Genomic DNA, 23,055 nt, shown 5'->3' on the forward strand with positions numbered 1-23,055 from the left:
CCGTGAAGGTCCTGATCTCCACCGACATCGAGGGCGTCGCGGGTGTCGTGCATCCCGACCAGACCCGCCGGGGCGCCCCCGGTTACGAGCAGGCCCGGCTCTGGATGGTGCAGGAGGCGAACGCGGCCATCGCCGGTGCCTTCGCGGCGGGAGCCGAGGAGGTCTTCGTCAACGATTCGCACGGCGACTTTCGCAACATGCCGGCGGACCTCCTCGATCCCCGCGCCCGCGCGATCCAGGGCAAGCCGCGGCCGCTGGGCATGATGGCGGGGGTGGATCTCGGGGTCGATGCGGTGTGCCTGATCGGCTACCATTCCCGCGCCCATGGCCGGGGCATCCTCGCCCACACGATCAACGGCTTCGCCTTCGCGGCGATCACGATCGACGGACAGGAACTGGGCGAGGCCGGAATCTACGGTGCGCTCGCCGGCGAGTTCGGCGTGCCGGTCGCGATGGCGAGCGGCGACGACGTGTTCGCCGCCGAGAACCGGGCGCTGCTTCCCGACACGCTCTTCGTCGAGACCAAGCGCGCGACCGGCTGCCACAGCGGCATCAGCCTGTCGCCGGAAGCCGCCTGCGCGGCGATCCGGGCCGGCGTGGCGGCCGCCCTCTCACGGCCCCTGCCGCCCCCCTTCCGTATCCCCGGCCCTCTCGCGGTGACGGTGCGGGCCCAGAGTCCGGCGCTGGCCGACCTGTTCGGCCAGTGGCCGAGCCTGCGCCGCCTCGACGGCAGCGCCGTGCGCTTCGAGGCCGGCAGCGTCGCGGAGGCGGTGCGGGTGATCAATGGCCTGTCGGCGATGTCGAGTTTTCTGCGGTGAGCGTCTCTTCGATCTGATCGACAGTCCTGACACCCTCCTCGTCATTCCGGGCTCCGCTTTCGCGGCCCCAGAATGACGTGCGTGGTGAATTCGAGATTTGTCGAGATCGATCGAATCGGTTCTCAAAGCATCACGGCACCGTCGATCTCTTCATCTAGATCTACATCCATGCCCGCCGTGAGCGCCTTCATGCGCCCAGCGAGACATGTGGGAAAGGCGATGACTGGCGAGGGAACGCGCTCCAGATCACGCGCGAGACATTCCAGAATCAGGTCGGTCACGGGATCCGACTCGTCCTGCGCCACGGACAGTCCGACCCGGCCATCCTCGCTGCCATGCGATTCCACCATCGTCGTCTTCTCCGCAGCCAGGTCGGATCATTGTCGCGCGATGCGGAACCACCGGCAAGGTGAGCCCCTGCCCCGCATCCCCGAGCGAGGAGCGGCCGGCCGCAGCTCATCACGAGATGGCGCATCGAGCCCATCAACAGCCCCGTCCCCTTGACGAAAGACCGCGTCCAACTCGACAGTGGGCGAAGCGGGTCGCCACCCCACGGTGCATCCCGCGACGAACGCCCCCAAGGGCGGCCAAAAAATACAGCGGGAGGAGGCGGACATGAGAGTGCGCGGGAGAACCGGAGCGCGTCGTGCGGCCTGGACGGCGGCAGCCCTCGTGGCCCTGGGCCTGACCGGCGGGGCGGCCGGGGCGCAGGCGCTCAAGCAATACGATTCGAGCGGCAAGGCGTTCTGGAAGAACCCGCCGCCGGACTGGTTCCTCGGCGACGAGACCTCGGCGCAGAAGGGCCTGGCGCCACCCGCCAACCCGGCGCTCCCGGCCTCCGACGAGGAACTGGCCGAGAACCTGAAGGCGGTGAAGCTGCCGGCGGGCTTCACGATCAGCGTCTATGCCAGCGGCGTGCCCGAGGCGCGGCAGATGGCGTTCGGCGACAAGGGCACCCTGTTCGTCGGCTCGTTCGGCGCGACCAACGTCTATGCCATCGTCGACCAGGGCGGCAAGAAGGTCGTCAAGACGATCCTCAAGGGCCTCAACATGCCCACCGGGCTGGCCTACCGCGACGGCGCGCTTTACGTTGTGGCGATCGACAAGATCTACCGCTACGACAACATCGAGGCCAACCTCGACAAGCCGCCGGAGCCGGTCGTCGTCTACGACGACATGCCGTCATACGTGGCGCATGGCTGGAAATACCTGACCTTCGACAAGGACGGCTGGGTCTACGTGCCGTTCGGCCCGCCCTTCAACATCGGCAACCCGCCGAGCAGCGTGTCGCAGGTGCGCCGCGTCGACCTGAAGACCGGGGCGGCGGAGATCGTGGCGCTCGGCGTGCGCAACAGCGTCGGCGGCGACATCGACCCGCGCACCGGCCGCTACTGGTTCACCGAGAATGCCCGCGACTGGATGAGCGACGACATCCCGAGCGACAAGCTCAACATGATCTCGAAGGTCGTCGAGCATTTCGGCTATCCGTATTGCCACCAGGGCGACATGCCGGATCCGAAATTCGCGCAAGGGCGCAGCTGCGCCGAGTTCACCCCGCCGGTGGCGAAGCTCGGGGCCCACGTCGCGCCGCTCGGCATGAAGTTCTATACCGGCTCGTCCTTCCCGGACGAGTACAAGAACAACATCTTCATCGCCGAGCACGGCTCCTGGAACCGCCACAAGTACCAGGGCGGCCGCATCGAGCGGGTGGTGGTCGATCCGGACGGCAAGAACGCCAAGATGGAGACCTTCGCCTCCGGCTGGCTCAAGGGTGACCGCGACTATACCGGCCGGCCGGCCGACATCCTGGTGGCGCCGGACGGGTCGCTGCTGGTGGCCGACGACTGGGCCGGTGCGATCTATCGCATCGCCTACACCAAGTGAGCGGTGCGTCTCCCAGCGCCCGCCCGCCGGCCCGGAGGTTCTCCGGGCCGGCCCGCGCCGCGCTCGCCGCCCTGGGCCTGATCGCCTCGGCCGCGGTCCAGGCCGCCGAGGCGCCCGAGGTGGCGCAGGCCTGCCTCGCCTGCCACGGCGACAGGCTCGCCGAGGGCGCGCCGCCGATCGCCGGGCATTCCAGCAACTACATCCAGTTGCAGCTGGTGTTCTTCCGCGCCGGCCGGCGCAAGAACGAAATCATGCAGGGCGTGGCGGAGGGCCTGTCGGACAACGACATCCGGGCGCTCGGCAAGTACTTCGCCTCCCTCCCCTTCCCGGAGACGACGCCGCCGGCGGACACGCAGGCCGACCTCACCAGGGCCGGCGCGACGGCGGCCCTCCAGCACCGCTGCGCCGCCTGCCACGGCGACGCCTATCTCGGCATCCAGGCCGCGCCCCGCGTCGCCCGCCTGCCGGAAGGCTATCTCGCCAAGGCGCTCGGCGATTACCGGGCCAATACCCGCCCGAGCTCGGGCGGAGCGGCGATGACCGAGGTGGCGGGCTCGCTGTCGGATGCCGACATCAAGGCGCTGGCGCATTACCTCGCTTTGCTGCCGTGAAGCTCATGCCGGCTCGGTGCATGGACGCGGCCAGGTCCGGTGTATAGACATCGGTACCGGACAGGAGACGCCATGCTCAGCATCCGTGATCGCGAGATCCGAACCCTTGCCGAAGCGGTGATGAGGACACGCGGGGCCCCGACCCTTACCGCCGCGATCAAGCTCGCCCTGCACAACGAGATCCGCCGCGCCGAGGAGGAAATCCCGCTGCGCGAGCGGGTCGCGGCGCTCCGCGCACGGGCGCTCGCCAAGGCGGATCGCCCGAGGCTGCCGGCCCTCACCGACGACGAACGCGACCAATTCTGGGAACGCTGATGTTCATCGAGACCTCGGCCGTCGTCGCGATCCTCGCGGGCGAAGCGGAGGCGGCGGTTTTCCTCGACCTCATCGACGGGGCCGAGCGACGGGAGACCGGCGCGCATGTCCGGCTCGAGGCCACGATCAACCTCGCTCGCATCCTTGGCTTGAGCATCCTCGATTCCCAGGATCTGTACGATGACTTCATCCGGGCCGCCCGGATCACGATCGTACCGGTCGACGACGAGGTCGCACGCCGGGCTGTGGAGGCCTTCGCGGTCTACGGCAAGGGGCAGGGTCATCCGGCCCGGCTGAACTTCGCCGATTGCCTCTCCTATGCCTGCGCGCACCGCAACCGCCTGCCGATCCTGTTCAAAGGACGCGATTTCTCCCAAACCGACCTCGCCCTGGCCATCACGGGGTAAGGACGCCCGGGTCTTCTGCGGCCTCGGCGGGACGTCTCACGCTCGCGCCGTCCCCTCGATTTCCTCCCGCAGGAACCGCGCGAAACGCGGATCGCTCAAGTAAGCGACGTTGACCCGCATCATCGGCGGCCCGGCCGGCCCCTCGGGACAAAAGATTCCGCCGGGCGCGATCAGGATGCCGTGCGCGGCGGCACGGCGCGACAGGGCGTCGAGGTCGGTCGCCTCCGGCAGCCCGCACCACAGGTAATAGCCGCCCCGCGGCTCGCCGAAGACCGGAAGCCTCAAGCCCTGCAGGACCGCCCTCCCCTGCAACGATGCCGCCTCGATCCGCCCGCCGAGGCGGCGCAGGTGGCGGCGGTAGCGGCCGCTCTCGATCAGGTCGTGGATGATCCGCTCGACGAAGCCGGAGCTGTTGACGCTCGTCACCATCTTGAGGTCGCGTAAAGCTTCCACGACCTCCGCCCGCGCGGCGATGTAGCCGCAGCGCAGGCTGGCCGAGAGGGTCTTGGCGAAGGTGCCGACATAGATCACCCGCTCGAGCTGATCGAGGGCGGCGAGCCGGGCCTGCGCCGCCGGCAGCACGTCGGCGAAGGGGTCGCTCTCGACGATGCGCAGATCGAGCGCGGCGGCACGCTGCAGCAGCCGGTGGGCGACCGGCAGGGTGAGCGACGAGCCGGTCGGGTTATGGGCGAGCGACTGGGTGAAGAACAGCCGCGCGCCGCTCGCGCGGGCTTGGGCATCGAGATGGGCGACGTCCGGCCCGTCCGGGTTGCGCCACACCCCGAGGATGCGGGCCTTGGCGAGGCGCAGCTTGCCGAAGAGCGGGTAATAGCCCGGGCTGTCGACCAGCACCGGCTCTCCCGGCGCCACGAACTGGCGGATGATCAGGTCGAGGGCGTGGTTGGCGCCGCTGGTGAGCAGCACCCGGTCCGGCTCGGCCTGGATCGACCGCTCGGCGAGGAGCAGCGCCAGCGTCCGGCGCAGGGGCAGGTAGCCGCCCGGGCTGCCGTAGCTCTCGCTCGCCGCCCCCACCGACGGGCGCAGGTGGCGGCCGATTTCGGAACTCTCCATCCAGGCCGGCGGCGGCCGGCCGTCGCCGACGCGCACGTCGTAATGCCGGTCCAGCTGCTCGCGCAGCAGCCAGACGCTGTCCAAAGCCGCGACCGGGACGGGGTCGGGCGCGGCGGCGGGGGCCAGGGACCGGCCGGAGACGTAGAACCCGGAGCCCGGCCGGCTCTCGACCCGGCCCGAGGCGACGAGGCGCTCATAGGCCTCGACCACGGTGTTCTTCGACACCGCGAAGCCGGATGCCGCCGCCCGGATCGAGGGCAGGCGCTCGCCGGTGCGGAGGAGCCCGCGATCGATCCGCTCGCTCAGTCCGGCGACCACCTGCTCGACCCGGGTCCGCGGCTCGGGTTTCCCGACTGTATCCATGCGGCGAAGGGTACGGTGCCTCCCGCAAAGGCGCAAAGCGTTCCTTGTGGGATGGGAATGGACGGGTACGGTGCCGACAACAAGCAGGGTCTTACATGCCCGGACGAGGGAGAAACGCCACGGTGCCCGCGGATGCGGCCGCCCTCGTCCGGCGCGGGTCGACCCGATCGGATCGGCAGCAGGCACCATGCAAGATACCCCCCGGCGAACCGCACCTCGCGCATCGCCGGCTTCCACAAGAAGAGCCCGCGCGAGCGCCTCGACCTCGTCGCCGCCTTCGCCGACCTGTCTCCGGCCGAGGTCGCGCATCTCGCCGAGTTCGGCAACCTCAGCCCCGACCTCGCCGACCGGCTGATCGAGAACGTGATCGGCACGATGACCGTCCCGATCGGCATCGCCACCAACATGCGGATCGATGGCGAGGACGTGCTGATCCCGATGGCGACCGAGGAATCCTCGGTGGTGGCCGCGGTCTGCAACGCGGCCCGCCAGGTCTACGAGGACGGCTTCACCACCTCGGTCTCCGGCAACCTGATGATCGCGCAGGTGCAGGTCGTCGGGGTGAGCGATCCCCATGCGGCGCGCCTGCGCATCCTGGAGCAGCGCGAGGCCCTGCGGACGCTCTGCGATGCCTGCGACCCGGTGCTGGTTCGCCTCGGCGGGGGCCTGCGCGATGTCGAGGTCCGGGTGCTCGACAGCCTGGGCGGCCCGATGGTGGTGACGCATCTTATCGTCGATACCCGCGACGCCATGGGGGCGAACGCCGTCAACACCATGGCGGAGGCGGTGGCCCCCCACATCGCCGGCTGGAGCGGCGGCCGCGTGTATCTCCGCATCCTCTCGAACCTCGCCGACCGGCGCCTCGCCCGGGCTCACGCGGTCTGGCGCACCGACGCCATCGGAGGGCCGGAGGTGCGCGACGGCATCGTCAGCGCCTACCACCTCGCCGAGGCCGATCCCTACCGCGCCGCGACCCACAACAAGGGGATCATGAACGGCATCGACGCCGTGGTGCTCGCCACCGGCAACGACACGCGGGCGATCGAGGCCGGCGCCCATGCCTACGCGGCGCGCTCGGGCCGCTACACCAGCCTCACCCGCTACGAGGTCACGGCCTCGGGCGATCTCAGCGCCTCGATCGAGCTGCCGCTCGCGGTCGGCCTCGTCGGCGGCGCGACCAAGATCCATCCGACCGCCCAGGCCTGCCTGAAGATTCTCGGGGCGACGACGGCGGAGCGGCTGGCACGGATCATCGCGGCGGTGGGGCTCGCCCAGAACTTCTCCGCCCTCAAGGCGCTCGCCACCACCGGCATCCAGAAGGGCCACATGGCGCTCCACGCCCAGAACATCGCCATGATGGCCGGGGCGCTCGGCGAGGAGATCGAGGCGGTGGCCCGCGTGCTGGTCGAGCGGCGCCTGGTGCGGCTCGACGTGGCGCAGGAGGTTCTGGGGGAGATGCGTGCCGGGTGAGGAACAGCCAGGCTTCCTCTTGTAGCCTCATCCCACCCAGAACCTCATCCTGAGGTGTCAGTCGATCGAAGATCGACTGACCTCGAAGGAGGGTTCCAGATAACGCACAGATTCCTGGAGCCCTCCTTCGAGGCTCACTCCGTTCGCACCTCAGGATGAGGTCGCGGGTAGGCCAATCTGCTTACAAACATACTGAACAACCGCCGATCCAACGGCCGATCAACGCTCTCCCGGGAGGACAACCATGCCGCCACTCACCCGCCTCGCCACCCGCCTGCTCGCCGGCGCCGCCCTGCTCATGGCCGCCGGCACCGCCCGCGCCGAGGTGACGACTGTGAAGCTCGGGGTGCTCACCGATCTCAGCGGCTTTGCCGCCGATTCCACCGGCGAGGGCTCGGTGGTCGCCGCCCGCCTCGCGGTCGAGGATTTTCGCAAGGAGAACCCGTCGATCAAGGTCGAGGTGATCCAGTCCGACCACCAGAACAAGCCCGATATCGGCTCGGCCACCGCCCGGCGCTGGGTCGCCGAGGGCCAGGTCGACGCGATCCTCGACGTGCCGTTCTCCTCGGTGGCGTTGGCCGTGCAGGAGGTGGTGCGCGATTCGAAGGCCGCCTTCATCGCCTCCGGCCCCGGCACCTCGGACCTGACCGGCCCGAAATGCTCGGCCAACACCGTGCACTGGACCTACGACACCTGGGCGCTCGCCCACGGCACTGCGCTGGCGCTGGTGCGCGCCGGCAAGACCAAGTGGTTCTTCCTCACCGCCGATTACGCCTTCGGCCACGCGCTCGAGACCGATGCGGCGCGGGTGGTGAAGCAGGAGGGCGGCCAGGTGGTGGGGACCGTGCGCCACCCGACGGCGGCGGCCGACTTCTCGTCATTCCTGCTCCAGGCGCAGGGCAGCCGCGCCCAGGTGATCGCGCTCGCCAACGCCGTCGGCGACACGGTCAACTCGGTCAAGCAGGCGGCGGAGTTCGGCATCACCGGCGGCGGCCAGGATCTCGCCGCGCTCCTGATGCAGCTCTCCGACGTCCACGCGATCGGCCTCAAGGACGCACAAGGGCTCTACCTGACGGAGGGGTTCTACTGGGACACCAATGACGGCACCCGCGCCTTCGCCGACCGCTTCGCCGCCCAGATGAAGGGCCGCCGCCCCACCGCGAACCAGGCCGGCGTCTATGCCGGGGCGCTGGCCTACCTGCGCGCCGCGGCGCTCGCCGGCAGCACCGACGGCCGCACGGTCGTCGCCCGGATGAAGGCGGGGCCGACCAACGATCCGCTGTTCGGCGAAGGAACCGTCCGCGAGGACGGCCGGCACGTCCACCCGATGTACCTGTTCCAGGTGAAGAGCCCGTCCGAATCGAAGGGGCCGTTCGACTATTACAAGCTCGTCCAGACGATTCCCGCCGCCGAGGCGTTCCGGCCCCTGGCGGATGGGCGCTGCCCGCTGGTGAAGGCGCCGTGAGTCCCCTCCCCTCCCGTGTGCGGATCGTCGAGGTCGGTCCCCGCGACGGGCTCCAGAACGAGCCCGTCACCGTGCCGACCGCCGTGAAGGTGGAGCTGATCGAGCGGCTGCTCGCCGCCGGCCTGACCCATATCGAGATCGGCAGCTTCGTCTCGGCCCGATGGGTGCCGCAGATGGCCGACACCGCCGCGGTGATGGCCCGGCTGCCGCCGAACCCGGCGGGGCGCTACGCCGTGCTGGTGCCGAACCTCAAGGGGTTCGCGGCGGCGAAGGAAGCGGGCGCCGGCGAGGTCGCGGTCTTCGCCTCGGCCTCCGAGGCGTTTTCGCGGGCCAACATCAACTGCTCGATCGCCGAGAGCCTGGAGCGCTTCCAGCCGGTGGCCGAGGCGGCCCGCGCCGCCGGGATCCCACTTCGGGGCTACGTCTCCTGCGTGCTCGGCTGCCCCTACGAGGGGATGGTGGCGCCGCAGGCCGTGGCGAACGTGGCAAGCCGCCTCGTTGGGATGGGCTGCTACGAGGTCTCCCTCGGCGACACGATCGGGGCAGGCACACCGGATTCCGCCCGCGCCTGCGTCGCGACGGTGGCCGAGACGATCCCGCGGGAGCGCATCGCGCTGCATGTCCACGATACGCGGGGACAGGCGCTCGCCAACATCCGCGCCTGCCTCGAACTCGGCGTGTCGGTGGTCGATGCCGCGGTCGCGGGGCTCGGCGGCTGCCCCTACGCGGCGGGCGCCCCCGGCAACGTCGCCACCGAGGCGGTGGTGGCGGAACTCGACCGGCTCGGGATCGCGACCGGGATCGATCCCGATCGCCTCGCCGAGGCAGGGCGCTTCATCACCGGGGCGCTCGGTCGCGCCCCGGCCTGAGGGTCAGCGCAGCCGCTCGGCCGCCCAGGCGATGTGGTCGTCCATGAAGGTCGAGATGAAGAAGTAGGAGTGGTCGTAACCCTCGCGCATGTTGAGCGTGAGCCCGATCCCGGCCTTCTTGCACGCCTCCTCCAGCAGCCAGGGGCGCAGGCCGTCATTGAGGAAGGAATCGGCCGTGCCCTGGTCGACGAGGAATTCCGGGAAGCGGCGGCCATCCTCGATCAGCGCGGTGGCGTCGTGGCGGCGCCAGGCGGCCTCGTCCGCGCCGAGATACTTGGTCAGCGCCGGCTTCGACCAGCCGGCGGTCGAGGGCTGGACGATCGGCGCGAAGGCGCTGCACGAGCGGAAGCGCTCCGGGTGGTTGAGCGCGATGGTCAGCGCGCCGTGGCCGCCCATCGAGTGCCCGAAGATGCCCTGGCGCTCCATGTCGACCGGGAATTCGCGGGCGACGAGGGCCGGCAGCTCCTCGGTGATGTAGGACCACATGCGGTAGTTGCGGTCGTACGGCGCTTGGGTGGCGTCGACGTAGAAGCCGGCGCCGCAGCCGAACTGCCAGTTGTCGGGCTCGTCCGGCACGTCCGGCCCGCGCGGGCTGGTGTCGGGCGCGACGATGGCGATGCCGTGCTGCGCGGCGGCCCGGCGGTACTCGCCCTTGTCCATCACGTTGGCGTGGGTGCAGGTCAGGCCCGACAGGTACCACAGCACCGGCACCTTTCCGGTTTCCGCCTGCGGCGGCAGGTAGACCGCGAAGGTCATCGGGCAGCGCGTCGTCTCGGCCTCGTGCCGGTAGACGCCCTGGATGCCGCCATGCGAGCGGGCCTTCGAGATGGTGTCCATGTCGCCGTGATCCCCTGCCCTCTTGACCTGTCTCCGGCGGTACGCGTCCCGCACCGCCGGCTCAACCGACCTTTTATACCAATGGCCCAAGATGCTGACGCATCGGGCCATTGAGCCGTCTCGAATCGTCTATGCCAAGCCAGAGGCTTGACGAAAATTCGAGAACGGAACCAAAGGTCGTTTCCAAAGACCGTTGGTATTAGAACACCACGACCGAGCGGATCGACTTGCCCTCGTGCATCAGGTCGAAGCCGTGGTTGATGTCCTCGAGCGGCATGGTGTGGGTGATGAGATCGTCGATGTTGATCTTCCCCTCCATGTACCAGTCGACGATCTTCGGCACGTCGGTACGGCCGCGGGCGCCGCCGAAGGCCGAGCCCTTCCAGACGCGGCCGGTGACGAGCTGGAACGGACGGGTCGAGATCTCGCGGCCGGCCTCGGCCACGCCGATGACGATCGACTCGCCCCAGCCGCGGTGGCAGCACTCGAGCGCCTGGCGCATCACGTGGACGTTGCCGGTGCAGTCGAACGAGAAGTCGGCGCCGCCACCCGTCACGTCGAGGATCGCCTGCACGACCTTGTCGGTGCCGACCTCGTTCGGGTTGATGAAGTGGGTCATGCCGAACTTCTCGGCCATCGCCCGCTTGTCGGGGTTGATGTCGACGCCGATGATCTTGTCGGCGCCGACCATGCGGGCGCCCTGGATCACGTTGAGGCCGATGCCGCCGAGACCGAACACCACCACGTTGGCGCCCGGCCACACCTTGGCGGTGTAGATCACCGCACCCAGCCCGGTGGTGACGCCGCAGCCGATGTAGCAGATCTTGTCGAAGGGGGCGTCCTCGCGCACCTTCGCCAGTGCGATCTCGGGCAGCACGGTGAAGTTCGAGAAGGTCGAGCAGCCCATGTAGTGATACACGGTGTTGGCGCCCGGGCTGCCGCCGGTGGAGTCGCAGCGGAAGCGGCTGGTGCCGTCGGGCATCACGCCCTGCCCCTGCGTCGCGCGGATCGCCGTGCAGAGGTTGGTGCGCTGCGACAGGCAGGACTTACAGTTGCGGCATTCCGGCGTGTAGAGCGGGATGACGTGGTCGCCGGGCTTCAGCGTCGTCACGCCGGCCCCGACCTCGCGCACGATGCCGGCGCCCTCGTGGCCGAGGATCGCCGGGAACTTGCCCTCGGAATCGAGGCCCGACAGGGTGTAGGCGTCGGTGTGGCAGATGCCGGTGGCCATCACCTCGACCAGGACCTCACCGGGCTTGGGGCCTTCGAGATCGATGGTCTCGATGGTGAGGGGCTTCTTGGCTTCCCAGGCAACGGCGGCGCGCGTCTTCATGGTGTCTCCAACCGGATCGATGTCGTGTGAGAGCGCGGCGCCCCGCAAGGGCTGCGGCTCGGGCCGCCCGCTGAATGGCTCGCTCTGTGCTGCGATTTGATGAAGGCCGCAACGGTGCGGTGCAACAAACTTTAGTCCAAAGCGGCAGTCGATCCGGGGCGCGACACCGGCGGTGACAGTCGTTGGTCACGGACTGTCACATCGATGCTTCATGTTATAGTATTACAGATTGTCGATGACGGTCGGATCGTCGTGGGACGCACTGGGCGGGCGATCGACTCCGCGGGGGCGCCCTCCCCCATCCCGCTGGCGTCGAGGCCGTGACCGACCGAACGCGCGCCCATCGTCACGATAGAACCGGCCCCGCCAGGGTCGATCGCGACCGCTTCATCATCGTCGGCCGGGCACGCAATGACCCGAGATATCCCAACCACGACCTCATCCTGAGGTGCGACCGAAGGGAGCCTCGAAGGAGGGCTCCAGGGATCACAGAGGCTTCTGGAGCCCTCCTTCCAGGTCAGTCGATCTGCGATCGACTGACACCTCAGGATGAGGTCACGGGTGAGAAGAGCGGGCAGGAAGCTTGAACGGTCCCATCAAAGACATCCAAGCTCGGAATCAGAAACCCCTCCGACCTCATCATGCGGCCCCGCCCTCGTCCAGTCCGGCCCCCTCACCCCCGCCCCTGCCGATAGGTCGCCAGCAACTCCGGCAACCGCTCGGCGAGGTAGTCGGCGAAGCCCGGCTCCGCCTTCTCCTCCAGCGTCACGCGCATGCCGTCGGAGCTGCGCTCGATCCGGGCGAACCTCACGCCCTTGGCGTCCTTCACGGTCTCGGCCCGGGGCTTGGCCTTGCGCGGCGGCGGCGCGGCGAGCGCGGCGAGGATCACGGCGAAGCGCTCGTCCGAGGTCTTGCCCGCCAGATCGGGCGAGGCGAGCGCGGCCTCGATCCGCTCCGGCGGCGCCGCCTTGATCCGGTCGGCGAGGGTGAGCCAGCGCGGGCGGCCGATCTTCGGGGCCGGGCCGATCGCCGCGAGGAGAGCCGAGGGGATCGCCTCGGCCACCGCCAGATAGTTCGCGAGGTCGGGGCGGTGCGCGCCCATCGCCTTCAGGATCACCTCGCGGGGGACGCCGGCCTGCTCCATGTTGCGGGCGAAATGCGCCCGCTCGATGTAGCTCAGATCCTCGCGGGCGAGGTTCTCGGAACCCTGCGCGACCACCAGCTCGGCATCGCTGAGATCGCGCAGCACCGCGCGCACCGGCTTGCCCAGCGCCTGGGCCGCCCGCGTCCGGCGCCGGCCATAGGCGATCTCGTAATGGCCGTCCTGGCGGGGATGGCGGCGGACCAGGATCGGCGTATGCTGGCCCTCCTCGCGGATCTGGGCGACGAAGGCCTCGAAGGCGGCATCCGTCGCATCGGGCACCCGGTCGGCGATCGCCGAGGGCAGGCAGAGCGCGGGATCGATCTCGATCACCGCGCCCTCGGCTTCCGCCGGGCCGGGGCGGGAGGCGGCCCACATCGCCGCCATCGAGCGCGCCGCGGTCGGGCGCTTCTCCGGGGTCGGCGGGGGCGGCGTAGCACCTGCTACAGGGGTGTAAGCCGTTGGAATTCCAGGCGAGGACTGTGGCTGGGCGTCCGCCTGGACCGGCGTGCCCATGATGGCGCTGAGACGCTTCTTCTGGTTCATGCGCGGCCCCGATTCATGTCCTGCCCCGACTCATGTCCGCCCCCAGGCGCGGGCGATCAGCCCCTCGATCTCGCCGTTGACCGCATCGAGCGCGTCGAGCGCCCGGCGGTAGGTCGATCCCGTCACCTCGTCGCGGCGTAGCGGCGTCTCGTAGACGGTCTGGCCGCGCAGGCCCGAATTCGAGACGGCGGCCGATTGCAGCATCGCCTTGGTCAGGACGCGCTCGCCGAACAGGCCGCGCAGCATCGCCACCACCTCGGTCTGCGGCGTGTCCTGCGGCTCGAAGCGGGTGACGAGGTAGCGGAACCAGTCGTGGGTCGGGACCGCGCCCTGCTCGCGCACCGGCTCCATGATCTCGTCCATCATGGTGAGGAACTGGCGCATGCTCGACACGTCGAGCATCTGCGGATGGATCGTGATGAGGAGCGCGGTCGCCGCGCAGAGCGCCGCGATGGTGAGGTAGCCCAGCCGCGGCGGGCAATCGATCACCACGACGTCGTAATCGTCCGCCACCTCGTTGAGGGCCAGGCCCATCCGGGCGAAGAACGGCGGCTCGGGATCGTTGGCTTTCCGCCGCGCCGATTGCATCGGCGCCTCGAACTCGAAGACCTCCAGTTCCAGGTCCGCCGCCACCAGGTCGAGCCCGGTGAAGTAGGTATGGCGGATCACCTCGGCCAGCGGGCGCCGCTGATCGCCGTAGCGGATCGCGTCGTAGATGGTGGGGTAGGGCTCGCGCTCGTTCTCGGGCCGGACGCCGAGCAGCGTCGAGAGGCTGGCCTGGGGATCGAGGTCGATGGCGAGCACCCGGTAGCCGCGCAGCACCAGCGACTGGGCGAGATGGGCCGAGGTCGTGGTCTTGCCAGACCCACCCTTGAAGTTGACGCAGGCGATGACCTGGAGGTGCTCGCCCTTGGCGGGATCGCGGTGCGGCCGGTAGCGGCGACCGACCCGGTCGATCTCGTCGAGATGGGCGCGCAGGGCGTGGATATCCGCCAGGGTGAAGAGCCGGCGGCCGCCCGGCGCGACCTCGGGGGGTGAGACCAGAAGGTCGGGGGAGAGCTGCCGGATCCGGCTGTCGGTCACGCCGAGGATGCGGGCGACCTCGCCGGAGGTGAAGCGGCGCAGGGTCTTGGCCTCCGACGGCGAGAACACCACGGAGGCGATCTCGCGCAGCTTGGCGCCCAGGATCCGGGCGTCGTGGCCGGCGATCTGGTTCGAGGGGGCTCTCCGGGCCCGCTCGGCGGGACGTGCTGGTTCATCGACCCTGACTCGCTCACGGTGAAAGGATGAAAACGACCATAACACCGCAAGCGAGGAAAGAGGATCGGGGCGGGCGCGCAGCACGGACGCGGCGCAAGCCTCGCACAAGCTTCCGCGCTCCGCGCAGGCTCCGACGCGCCGCGCGGGTGGAAGAAGCGCGGCGGCCCGGGCGTCCCGAACGAAGGCAGAGGACGAGGCGGCCGGGCGAGTGCCGCCCGGCAGGGGAGGGGGCCTCCCTCCGCCAGCGTCATGAATCTCTCACGCGGCTGGATCGCCCTCGATCGACTTGCCGCCTTCAGTATTCGCACCTCGATTTGTAACAGATCTAAATCATTTTCCGAGATGTCGTGGGATTTTTTCTTGCAAACCCGCGAACGCCATGAAATCTGAGGCTACTCAGCGTCATTCGCCCAGATTGGACCAACAACAATCTGGGCCTCGTCATTCCGAACCCGAGCACAGCATCATGCGCCAGATGCAATACGAACATATGCGTGGTTCTTGCGCGGCGATCATGGTTGCCGGCCTCTGTCTCGTCGATCCCGGCGGCGCCCGCGCGCAGGAGGCCGCCCGCAATGGCGACATCCCGCTCGAGGCGATCACGGTCGCGGGAACGGCGACGCCGCGCGGCGTGGTGCCGGCCTATGCCGGCGGCCAGGTCGCGCAAGGCGGACGGGTCGGCCTTCTCGGCAACACCGAGACGACGAAGTCGCCCTTCAGCGTCAGCAGCTACACCGACAAGTTCATCCGCGACCGGCAGGCGACCACGGCGTCCGAGGCGCTCGCCCTCGATCCGTCCGTGCGCGCCACGCAGTCGACGGGCGCCCCGTTCGATTCGTTCTACATCCGCGGCTTCCCGATCAACGAGAACACCAGCGGCGAGTTCGCCTTCGACGGCGTCTACGGCGTCGCCCCAAGCTTCCGGGTCTTCACCGACTATGCCGAGCGCATCGAGGTGCTGAAGGGGCCCTCGGCGGCGATCTCCGGCGTGTCGCCGAATGGCGGCATCGGCGGCGTCATCAACATCGTGCCCAAGCGCGCCGGCGAGGACCTGACCCGCCTCACCCTGGATTACGGTTCGGTCGCCCGCGGCGGCGGCCAGTTCGACGTCGCCCGGCGCTACGGCGCCAACCGGGAATGGGGCGCGCGCTTCGTCGGCAGCCTGCGCGGCGGCGCCACGCCGTTCGACCGTCAGTCGGAGACGACCGGCGTCGGGGCGCTCGCCCTCGATTACCAGGGCGAGCGGTTCCGGGCGTGGCTCTACCTGCTGGCCCAGACCGACCGCTTCGACGCGCCGTTGCGGCCGTTCCTGCTGCGGGCCGGCGTCCCGGTGCCGCGGGCGCCGGACGGCCGCCTCAACGTCAGCCAGCCTTGGGAATACTCGAACATCGACGACCGCGGCGGCCTGCTGCGGCTCGAATACGACCTCACCGACCAGGTCACGCTGTTCGGCAATGTCGGCGGCGCGCAGACCGGCGTCGAGCGCTACTTCGCGTCCGCCCCGACGATCACCAACCTGCGCGGCGACACCACCACGACCCCGCAATTCTACAGCCTCGGCGTCGATCGCCTGACGGTCGACGGCGGCGTGCGGGCCAAGTTCGATACCGGCTTCGTCCGCCACGCCCTCGTGGTGCAGACCTCCCTCTACCAGGAGGATGCCGCCCGCCGCCTGCCGCCCGGGCGCGGCAGCTACCTGTCGAACATCTACGATCCGGTATCGGTCCCGCCGATCGCGCCGACGATCGTCGATTCGCGGCCGCGCCTCTACGACAGCACGCTGACGGGCGTGTCGGTGGCCGACACGCTGTCGGTCTTCGACGAGCGCATCCTGCTGACGCTGGGCGTGCGCCGGCAGGGCATCGAGGCGCATAACTACGTGTCGAATGTCGGCACGCTGGCCTCGTCCTACGACAAGGGCGCGACGAGCCCGCTGGTCGGCATCGTCGTGCGGCCCTGGGAGAACGTCTCGTTCTTCGGCAACTACATCGAGGGCCTGAGCCGCGGCGACGTCGCCCCGACCCAGGCCGTCAATACCGGCGAGATCCTCGCGCCCTACGTGGCCCACCAGGTCGAGGCCGGCGTCAAGGTGGATGCGGGCACGATCGGCGCCTCGTTCAGCGCCTTCCAGATCACCCGGCCGATCGGGGAGCTCAGCCCGCAGCGCCGCTACGCCCAGACCGGCGAGCAGCGGGTCAGCGGGCTCGAATTCAGCGTCTACGGCGAGATCACCCCGCAGGCCCGGATCCTCGGCGGCCTGACGCTGCTCGACGGGGTGCTCACCAAGACCGCGCTCGCCGCCAATGTCGGCAACGTGCCGATCGGGGTGCCGGGGGTGCAGCTCAACCTCGGCGCCGAGTGGGACCTGCCCGGCGTGCCGGGCCTCACCCTGACCGGTGCCGTCATCTATACCGGCCGCCAGTTCGTCGACACCGCCAACACCCAGGCCCTGCCGGACTGGACGCGCCTCGATCTCGGCCTGCGCTACGCGACGGTGATCGAGGGCCGCAAGACGACCTTCCGGGCCAACGTGCTGAACGTCACGGGGGCGAATTACTGGACCGGGGTGGCCTCGTTCGGCACCTTCTTCCAGGCTGCGCCGCGCACCTATCTCCTGTCGATGTCGGTCGACCTGTGAACGGGCCGATGGGGACGCTCCTGCCGCAGGCCGGCGCGCCGGCCCTGCCGCCGCTCCTCGATCCGCGGATCGCCCGGGTGATCCGCGCGACGCCCGACCGGCTGCACGCCCTGGTGGCCGAACACGGCTCGCCGCTCAACATCGTCTGGCCGCACGCCGTCGCCGACACCGTCGAGCGGATGCGGGAGGCCTTGGCCACCGAAGGCGTCGATTACGAGATCTTCTACGGCGCCAAGGTGAACAAGTCGCGGGCGCTGGTCCGCGCCGCGGTGGCGGCGGGAACCGGCATCGACGTGTCGAGCCTCGCCGAATGCGAGGACGCCCTGCGGGCGAGCGCCGACCCGGCGCGCCTCTGCGCGACCGGCCCGGCGAAGACGCGTCCCTTCCTGCGCCGGCTCGTCGCGGTGGGCGCCCTCGTCGCGGTGGATTCCCTCGAAGAGCTCGACGACCTCGGGGGCTGCACGCGGGAGGGCGGGCCGGCGCGGGTGCTCCTGCGCTACCGGCCCGATTCGGCCGCCCGCTCGCGGTTCGGCATGGGCCGCGGGGCAATCCGCGAGGCGCTGCGACGCCTTGCCCGAGAGGACGCGCCCTTCGCCTTCGAGGGGTTCCACCTGCACCTCTCCGGCTACGACGTCGAGAGTCGCGTCGCCGCGATGGCGGAGGTCGCCGGCCTCGTCGACGAGGCCGTGGCCTTGCGGCTTCCGGTCCGGCTGATCGATATCGGCGGCGGCCTGCCGGTCCGCTACGTCGATCCCGACACCTATGCGAACGCGCTCGCCCGGCAGGGCCCGGAGCATTACCAGACCGGCCGGGTCCCGGCGGAGTTCTACCCCTATGGCAGCCCGCTCACGGCGGCGGAGTGGATCGCCGGCTTCCTGCGCGCGCCCTGCCGGGGCGGGACGATCGCCGGCTACCTCCGGTCGATGGGCCTGCGCCTCGCCATCGAGCCCGGGCGCAGCCTCGTCGACCAGGCGGCGATCAGCCTGTTTCGCGTCACCCGGACGAAGCCGCTCGGGGAGGGGAGGGGGGTAGTCTTCGTCGAGGGCAGCAGCTTCAGCGCCTGCGAGACCTGGTTTGCGTCCGAGTTCCTGGTCGATCCGATCCTGCTGCCCGCCGCTCCGGAGGGGAGGGAAGGACCGGGCCTCAGGGCCTTCATCGCCGGCCATAGCTGCCTCGACGGCGACGTGATCACCCACCGCCTGCTCGAATTCGGCACCGCTCCCCGGCCGGGCGACCTGCTGCTCCACGCCAACACGGCCGGCTACCAGATGGACCTTCTGGAAAACGAGTTCCACCGGCACCCGATGCCCGCCCGGCTGGTCGCGACGCCCTCTTCCGATGCCGGGTTCGTATTCGCTCGGGACTAGGGCGTCGTCCGAGATCGCCATGGCCGGGATCGCCATCACCCGCACGGATTTGACCGCCGAGGAGTTGCGCGCGGCCTCCTCCAAGGCACCGAGCATTCCGGCAGCCCGTCGGATGCTGGCGCTCGCTCTGGTGCTGAAGGGCGCCGATCGCACCAGAGCGGCCCGCTCCTGTGGGATGGACCGCCGACCCTGCGCGACTGGGTGCATCGCTACAACGCCGAGGGTCTGGCAGGTCCCGCGATCCGGCGGCGGCCCGGATCCCGCTCTTCAACGGCATGCGCGACGGCACGTTCGACGGGGAGCGCGCCATCGCCCTCGAGCCCGACGTGATCCTGCTCAACCTCAAGGCCAGGGTGGCGAGCGAGGAGGGCCGGCTGGTGGAGCGGCTGTCCGGCCTCGGCGTCCCGGTCGCCTACGTCGATTTCCGCGAGAAGCCCTTCGTCAACACCACGCCCTCGATCCGCCTGCTCGGCCGGCTGATGGGCCGGGAGGAGGTGGTCGAGGCGCTGCTCGGCCTCCTCGGCATCGAGGCACTGGCCTTCCGCAACCTCGGGGAATTGTCGGGCGGCCAGCGCCAGCTGGTCTCGATCGCCCAGACCCTCGGCCGGGAGCCGGACGTGCTGCTCCTCGACGAGCCGACGAGCGCCCTCGACCTGCGCCACCAGCAGCAGGTCGCCGCGATCACCCGCCGGATCACGGCGGAGCGCGGCATCGTCACCCTGGTGACGGTCCACGTTCTCAACCAGGCCCTGCGGCTCGCCGATCGGATGCTGGTGCTGGCGAGGGGCGGCCTCGCGGCGTTCGGAGCGCCGCGGGAGGTGGTCACGCCCGGGTTGATCGCCGAGGTCTACGGGGTGCGGGTGCGGGTCGAGGAGTTCGGGACGGGGAGGCCGTATGTCATCGTCGAGGATGAAGCGTGAGAGCCTGCTTGATCGGATTGACCTGCCAAAACTGAAAGAGTGAACGAGACATCCTACCCATCCGCCTCATCCTGAGGTGTCAGTCGATCAAAGATCGACTGACCTCGAAGGAGGGCTCCAGGGATCGCAAGACTTCTGGAGCCCTCCTTCGAAGCTCGCTGAGCTTCGATCGCCCGCAACTCAGGAAGAGGCGAGATGGCAAGACAATCCTAACCATCTCAAATATCTATTAGAAAGCCTCTCTCGAGCAGGCTCCAATTCACAAGTCAATCGAAGATCGGCGAGCCTCGAAGGAGGGTCCTAGATGCCCCAGCGATCCCTGGAGCCCTCCTTCGAGGTCAGCCCATCTTCGATGGGCTAACACCTCAGGATGAGGTCGTTGGTAGGATTAAATGCCTTGATCGATCGGGCAGGCTCTGACACGAATCGTCGTGCCGAACCCTCACCCCTTCGCCGCCGTCACCACGACCTCGATCATCGCGCCGCCACCCAGATCCGCCACGCCCACCGTCGCCCGGGCCGGCAGGTCGTCGCCGAAGAAGGCCGTCCAGGCGGCGTCCATCTCCTTCTTGTGCGACAGGTCGGTCACGAAGATCGTCGCGGCGACGATGCGCGAGGCATCCGTCCCGGCCTCCTTCAGGTAGCCGGCGATCTTGCCGAGGATGTTCTCGGTCTGGGCGCCCATCGAGACCGAGGTGTCGTCCGCGATGGTGCCGCCGATGAAGACGAGACCGTTCACCTCGACGGCGCGGTGCATGATCGGGGTGCGGATCGAACGGGTGATGGTCATGGAATTCTCCTTGAAGGTCAGGACCGGAAGCGCTCGATGCCGAGCGCGCCGATCCGGGTCTGGGTGCCGCCCTCGACGATGAGCTCGGCCATGACGGCGCCCGCGCCCGGCCCGAGCTGGAAGCCGTGCAGCGAGAAGCCGAACTGGTGGAACAGGCCGGGATGCCGGGCACTCGGCCCGAGGACCGGCAAGTCGTCCTTCATCTTGGCCTCGATGCCCGCCCAGGCGCGCAGGATCTGGGCCTCGCGCATGACGGGGAAGAGTTCGAACACCGTGCGGGCGCTCTCGGCGAGGCGGCGCCAGTTCAGCACCGTCGTGCCCCTGTCCTGGTCCGGCACCGCGAGGTGGCCGCCGCCGATCAGCACCGTGCCGTTGGCGAATTGCTTGAACGACAGCTTGCGGCCGCGCAGGATCACCACCGGATCGATGAAGTGCGGCACCCGCGAGGTGATCATCAGCATCGGCGCCACGGTCTCGACCGGGACCGGCTCGCCGAGGGAGTCCGCGATGCGCCCGGCCCAGGCCCCGGCGGCGTTGACGAGCACCGGCGCCGCGTAGGTGTCGGCCCCGACATCGACCCGCCACAAGCCATCCTCGCGGCGCACGTTCCGCGCCGGCTCGCCCTCGCGGATGAGGGCGCCGAGCCGTTCCGCCTTGCGCCGGAACGCCGCCACCGTGCGGGCGGGCTGGGCCGCGCCGTCGCGGCGCGAGACGACGCCGCCCGGGCAGGTCTCGGCCACCGCCGGCACCAGCCGGCGGAGTTCGGGTCCGTCGATCAGTTCCTCGTGGGTGAAGCCGTGCCCGTGCAGCTCCGCGACCCGCTCGGTACAGGCCGCGAGTTCCGCATCGTCCTCGGCAACCAGCACCTGGCCGTGGCTCTCGAAGCCGCAATCGTCGTCGACGAGGTCGCCGATCCGCTCCCACAGGTCCATCGCGCGGATCGAGAGCGGGATCTCGGCGACGTGGCGGGCGAGCTGGCGCACCCCGCCGGCATTGACGCCCGAGGCGTGGCGGCCGGCATAATCCTTCTCGATCAGGACGGGCTTGAGCCCGGCCCGGCAGAGATGCAAGGCGGTCGAGCAGCCGTGGATCCCGCCCCCGACCACGATCGCGTCGGCGAGCACCGTCATCCGCGCACCACCGCCTCGGTCTCGGCCTTCGATGTCGGCAGGGAAGCGAGCTCGGACAGCGCGATCGGCTTTACCGGCGCGCGCAGGCGGTAATAGCCGATCTCCTGCGGCGTCTTCCCCCGCGCCTCGGCCATCAGCTCGGTGACGGTGAGCCCGCAGAGCCGGCCCTGGCACGGGCCCATGCCGGTGCGGCGATAGGCCTTGAGCTGGTTCGGCCCCGTCGCCCCGATGGCGACCGCCTCGCGGATGTCGCGGGCGGTGATCTCCTCGCAGCGGCAGACGACCGTGTCGTCCGCGGGGATGCGGAACTGCTTTCCGGGCCGGAACAGCAGGTCGAGGAACGGCCGGCCGCGCTCGGCCCGCGCCAGGTCGGCCAGCACGCTCTCCCGCGAGTCGAGCTTGGCCCGTGATGCGGGCGCCAGGGCCTCGACGGCCGCGAGCGCGGCGAGGCGGCCGCGCAGGGCCGCGGCCTCGGCACCGCCGATCCCGGCCCCGTCGCCCGCCACCGCGATGCCCGCGACCGAGGTCGCGCCGTCCCGGCCCAGCACCGGCAACCAGGCGAGCTGCACGTCGTCCCAGGCATGCTCGACGCCCGCCGCCATCGCCAGGTTGACGTTCGGCACCACGCCCTGATGCAGCAGCAGCAGCGAGGCCGGCAGGGTCTCCTCCCGCGCGCCCACCTTGTAGGTGACGCGCGACAGCTTTCCCTCGCCGTGGGCCGCAAGATCGGTGACGCCGGAGACGACACCCACCTTCGCCCGCACCTCGCGCATCAGCGCCAGGCCCTTGCGGAAATACGGCGAGGTCGCGAAGGCGAGCGCGTGGGGCAGGGCGCCGACGATGTTCTTCCGGTCGGTGGTGTCGAGGATGCGGTCGATCCGGCCGCCGAGGCGCAGGATCTGCGCCGAGAGCAGCCAGAGCAGCGGGCCCTGGCCGGCGATCACCGTCGGCTCGTCCGGCACCAGGCCGGAGGATTTGAGCAGCGTCTGGGCGGCGCCGGCGGTCATCACGCCCGGCAAGGTCCAGCCGGGAATCGGGAACGGGCGCTCCAGCGCCCCGGTCGCCAGGATCACCCGGCGCGCCGTCACGAAGGCCGAGCCGCCGCCGACCGAGACGCCGATCTCCAGCGCCGTGTCGAGGCTCCACACCGTGGCGCGGTGGATCACCTCGGCGCCGCTCTCGCGCAAGGACCGGACCAGCGCCTCGCCGCTCCAGAAATCGGGTCCGAGCTGGCCGCGGTCGGCGAGCGGGGTCGAGGTGATGGCGCGCCAGACCTGGCCGCCGGGCCCGGCATTCTCGTCGAGGAGCAGGACCGACAGGCCGGCCCCGGCGGCGGTGGCGGCCGCGGCGAGGCCGGCCGGGCCGGCCCCGATCACCACGACGTCGTAGGAATCCTTCAGGGGTGCGTTGCTCACCGGCCGATCTCCCGCTTGCCCTTCTGGATCTCGATTTCCATCCCGTCGGCCACCGGCACGAGGCAGCCCTGGCGGTTGCCGACGCCGTCGATGGTGACGAGGCAGTCGAAGCACACGCCCATCATGCAGTAGGGCAGCCGCGGCGCCCCGCTGACCGCGGTGAGCCGGCGCACGTCGCGGCCGGAGGCGAGGAGCGCCGCCGAGACGGTATCGCCCGCCCGCGCCTCGACGGCCGTGCCCTCGACGAGGATGCGGACGATGGGTCTGGTGTCGTGGTCGGATCGCTTGAACATGGGCGTCTCCGGGCCCTGTGGGCCTCGATTGATGGCGAAGGTTGCTGGTGGGAGCCGACGGGACTTTCACCCTCCGGGTCATTCCGGGGCCGCGAAGCGGAGCCCGGAATCC

The 23,055-nt window shown here is 69.9% G+C and carries 21 protein-coding genes and 1 pseudogene; 12 read left to right on the forward strand and 10 right to left on the reverse strand.

Going from position 1 to position 23,055, the window contains the following annotated elements; translation table 11 throughout:
• Positions 1-2 precede the first annotated feature (2 nt).
• A complete protein-coding gene (locus F1D61_RS24055) occupies positions 3-818 on the forward strand; it encodes a M55 family metallopeptidase (RefSeq protein ID WP_203154588.1) in 816 nt (271 codons plus the stop codon).
• Positions 819-940: 122 nt separating this feature from the next.
• On the opposite strand, the gene F1D61_RS24060 is transcribed toward F1D61_RS24055, so the two are convergent.
• Positions 941-1,168, reverse strand: a complete 228-nt coding sequence (locus tag F1D61_RS24060; RefSeq protein ID WP_203154589.1) for a type II toxin-antitoxin system PrlF family antitoxin — start codon at positions 1,166-1,168, stop codon at positions 941-943.
• Between the two features lie 265 nt (positions 1,169-1,433).
• On the opposite strand from F1D61_RS24060, the gene F1D61_RS24065 reads away from it, so the two are divergent.
• From F1D61_RS24065 to F1D61_RS24080, 4 genes are all read left to right on the forward strand, one after another.
• On the forward strand, positions 1,434-2,702 hold the full coding sequence (locus F1D61_RS24065; RefSeq protein WP_203154590.1) for a PQQ-dependent sugar dehydrogenase: 1,269 nt from the start codon (positions 1,434-1,436) through the stop codon (positions 2,700-2,702).
• Positions 2,699-3,313: a c-type cytochrome gene (locus F1D61_RS24070; RefSeq protein WP_203154591.1), complete on the forward strand. Its 615-nt coding sequence runs from the start codon at positions 2,699-2,701 to the stop codon at positions 3,311-3,313. The genes F1D61_RS24065 and F1D61_RS24070 overlap by 4 nt, the downstream gene beginning before the upstream one ends.
• A 72-nt stretch (positions 3,314-3,385) precedes the next feature.
• Complete coding sequence (locus tag F1D61_RS24075) at positions 3,386-3,628, forward strand: type II toxin-antitoxin system VapB family antitoxin (protein WP_203154592.1); 243 nt, start codon at positions 3,386-3,388, stop codon at positions 3,626-3,628.
• The gene (locus tag F1D61_RS24080; protein ID WP_203154593.1) at positions 3,628-4,035 is read left to right on the forward strand and encodes a type II toxin-antitoxin system VapC family toxin; all 408 of its coding nucleotides are present in this window, start codon (positions 3,628-3,630) and stop codon (positions 4,033-4,035) included. The genes F1D61_RS24075 and F1D61_RS24080 overlap by 1 nt, the downstream gene beginning before the upstream one ends.
• 36 nt (positions 4,036-4,071) lie before the next feature.
• On the opposite strand, the gene F1D61_RS24085 is transcribed toward F1D61_RS24080, so the two are convergent.
• On the reverse strand, positions 4,072-5,469 hold the full coding sequence (locus F1D61_RS24085) for a PLP-dependent aminotransferase family protein (protein ID WP_203154594.1): 1,398 nt from the start codon (positions 5,467-5,469) through the stop codon (positions 4,072-4,074).
• 132 nt (positions 5,470-5,601) lie between these two features.
• On the opposite strand from F1D61_RS24085, the gene F1D61_RS24090 reads away from it, so the two are divergent.
• From F1D61_RS24090 to F1D61_RS24100, 3 genes are all read left to right on the forward strand, one after another.
• Complete coding sequence (locus tag F1D61_RS24090; protein ID WP_203154595.1) at positions 5,602-6,939, forward strand: hydroxymethylglutaryl-CoA reductase, degradative; 1,338 nt, start codon at positions 5,602-5,604, stop codon at positions 6,937-6,939.
• 244 nt (positions 6,940-7,183) lie between these two features.
• Complete coding sequence (locus F1D61_RS24095) at positions 7,184-8,404, forward strand: ABC transporter substrate-binding protein (RefSeq protein WP_203154596.1); 1,221 nt, start codon at positions 7,184-7,186, stop codon at positions 8,402-8,404.
• Positions 8,401-9,273, forward strand: a complete 873-nt coding sequence (locus F1D61_RS24100) for a hydroxymethylglutaryl-CoA lyase (protein WP_203154597.1) — start codon at positions 8,401-8,403, stop codon at positions 9,271-9,273. Before F1D61_RS24095 ends, F1D61_RS24100 begins: the two co-directional genes overlap by 4 nt.
• Positions 9,274-9,276: 3 nt before the next feature.
• Here F1D61_RS24100 and fghA read toward each other — a convergent pair whose 3' ends face one another.
• The 4 genes from fghA to repA form a co-directional block, all read right to left on the reverse strand.
• Entirely contained in the window at positions 9,277-10,110 is an 834-nt protein-coding gene (gene fghA, locus F1D61_RS24105) for an S-formylglutathione hydrolase (RefSeq protein ID WP_203154598.1), read from the reverse strand.
• 199 nt (positions 10,111-10,309) lie between these two features.
• Positions 10,310-11,443 carry an S-(hydroxymethyl)glutathione dehydrogenase/class III alcohol dehydrogenase gene (locus tag F1D61_RS24110; protein WP_203154599.1) on the reverse strand — a complete coding sequence of 378 codons (1,134 nt, stop codon included), beginning with the start codon at positions 11,441-11,443 and terminating at the stop codon, positions 10,310-10,312.
• Between the two features lie 673 nt (positions 11,444-12,116).
• Positions 12,117-13,130, reverse strand: a complete 1,014-nt coding sequence (gene repB / locus F1D61_RS24115) for a plasmid partitioning protein RepB (RefSeq protein WP_203154600.1) — start codon at positions 13,128-13,130, stop codon at positions 12,117-12,119.
• A gap of 30 nt (positions 13,131-13,160) precedes the next feature.
• A complete protein-coding gene (gene repA / locus F1D61_RS24120; protein ID WP_432443320.1) occupies positions 13,161-14,435 on the reverse strand; it encodes a plasmid partitioning protein RepA in 1,275 nt (424 codons plus the stop codon).
• A 469-nt stretch (positions 14,436-14,904) separates the two neighbouring features.
• Here repA and F1D61_RS24125 point away from each other — a divergent pair, with 469 nt between their 5' ends.
• The 4 genes and pseudogenes from F1D61_RS24125 to F1D61_RS24135 all read left to right on the forward strand — a co-directional run bounded on the left by F1D61_RS24125 (position 14,905) and on the right by F1D61_RS24135 (position 19,315).
• Entirely contained in the window at positions 14,905-17,028 is a 2,124-nt protein-coding gene (locus F1D61_RS24125; protein WP_203154601.1) for a TonB-dependent receptor, read from the forward strand.
• 8 nt (positions 17,029-17,036) lie between these two features.
• Entirely contained in the window at positions 17,037-18,395 is a 1,359-nt protein-coding gene (locus F1D61_RS24130) for a Y4yA family PLP-dependent enzyme (RefSeq protein WP_203154602.1), read from the forward strand.
• A 19-nt stretch (positions 18,396-18,414) separates the two neighbouring features.
• Positions 18,415-18,641, forward strand: a pseudogene (locus F1D61_RS35445) (helix-turn-helix domain-containing protein); the annotation flags it as partial.
• A gap of 29 nt (positions 18,642-18,670) precedes the next feature.
• Complete coding sequence (locus F1D61_RS24135; protein WP_203154603.1) at positions 18,671-19,315, forward strand: ABC transporter ATP-binding protein; 645 nt, start codon at positions 18,671-18,673, stop codon at positions 19,313-19,315.
• 442 nt (positions 19,316-19,757) lie between these two features.
• On the opposite strand, the gene F1D61_RS24140 is transcribed toward F1D61_RS24135, so the two are convergent.
• The 4 genes from F1D61_RS24140 to F1D61_RS24155 are packed head-to-tail and all read right to left on the reverse strand — an operon-like array spanning position 19,758 to position 22,943.
• Positions 19,758-20,105 carry a RidA family protein gene (locus F1D61_RS24140; protein WP_203154604.1) on the reverse strand — a complete coding sequence of 116 codons (348 nt, stop codon included), beginning with the start codon at positions 20,103-20,105 and terminating at the stop codon, positions 19,758-19,760.
• A gap of 17 nt (positions 20,106-20,122) precedes the next feature.
• Positions 20,123-21,235: an NAD(P)/FAD-dependent oxidoreductase gene (locus tag F1D61_RS24145; protein WP_203154605.1), complete on the reverse strand. Its 1,113-nt coding sequence runs from the start codon at positions 21,233-21,235 to the stop codon at positions 20,123-20,125.
• Positions 21,232-22,650: an NAD(P)/FAD-dependent oxidoreductase gene (locus F1D61_RS24150; RefSeq protein WP_203154606.1), complete on the reverse strand. Its 1,419-nt coding sequence runs from the start codon at positions 22,648-22,650 to the stop codon at positions 21,232-21,234. The genes F1D61_RS24145 and F1D61_RS24150 overlap by 4 nt, the downstream gene beginning before the upstream one ends.
• Positions 22,647-22,943, reverse strand: coding sequence for a (2Fe-2S)-binding protein (locus F1D61_RS24155; protein ID WP_203154607.1), 297 nt, complete (start codon positions 22,941-22,943; stop codon positions 22,647-22,649). Before F1D61_RS24155 ends, F1D61_RS24150 begins: the two co-directional genes overlap by 4 nt.
• Positions 22,944-23,055 lie beyond the last annotated feature (112 nt).

It is taken from the genome of Methylobacterium aquaticum (assembly GCF_016804325.1).
GTDB classification, from domain to species: Bacteria; Pseudomonadota; Alphaproteobacteria; order Rhizobiales; family Beijerinckiaceae; genus Methylobacterium; species Methylobacterium aquaticum_C.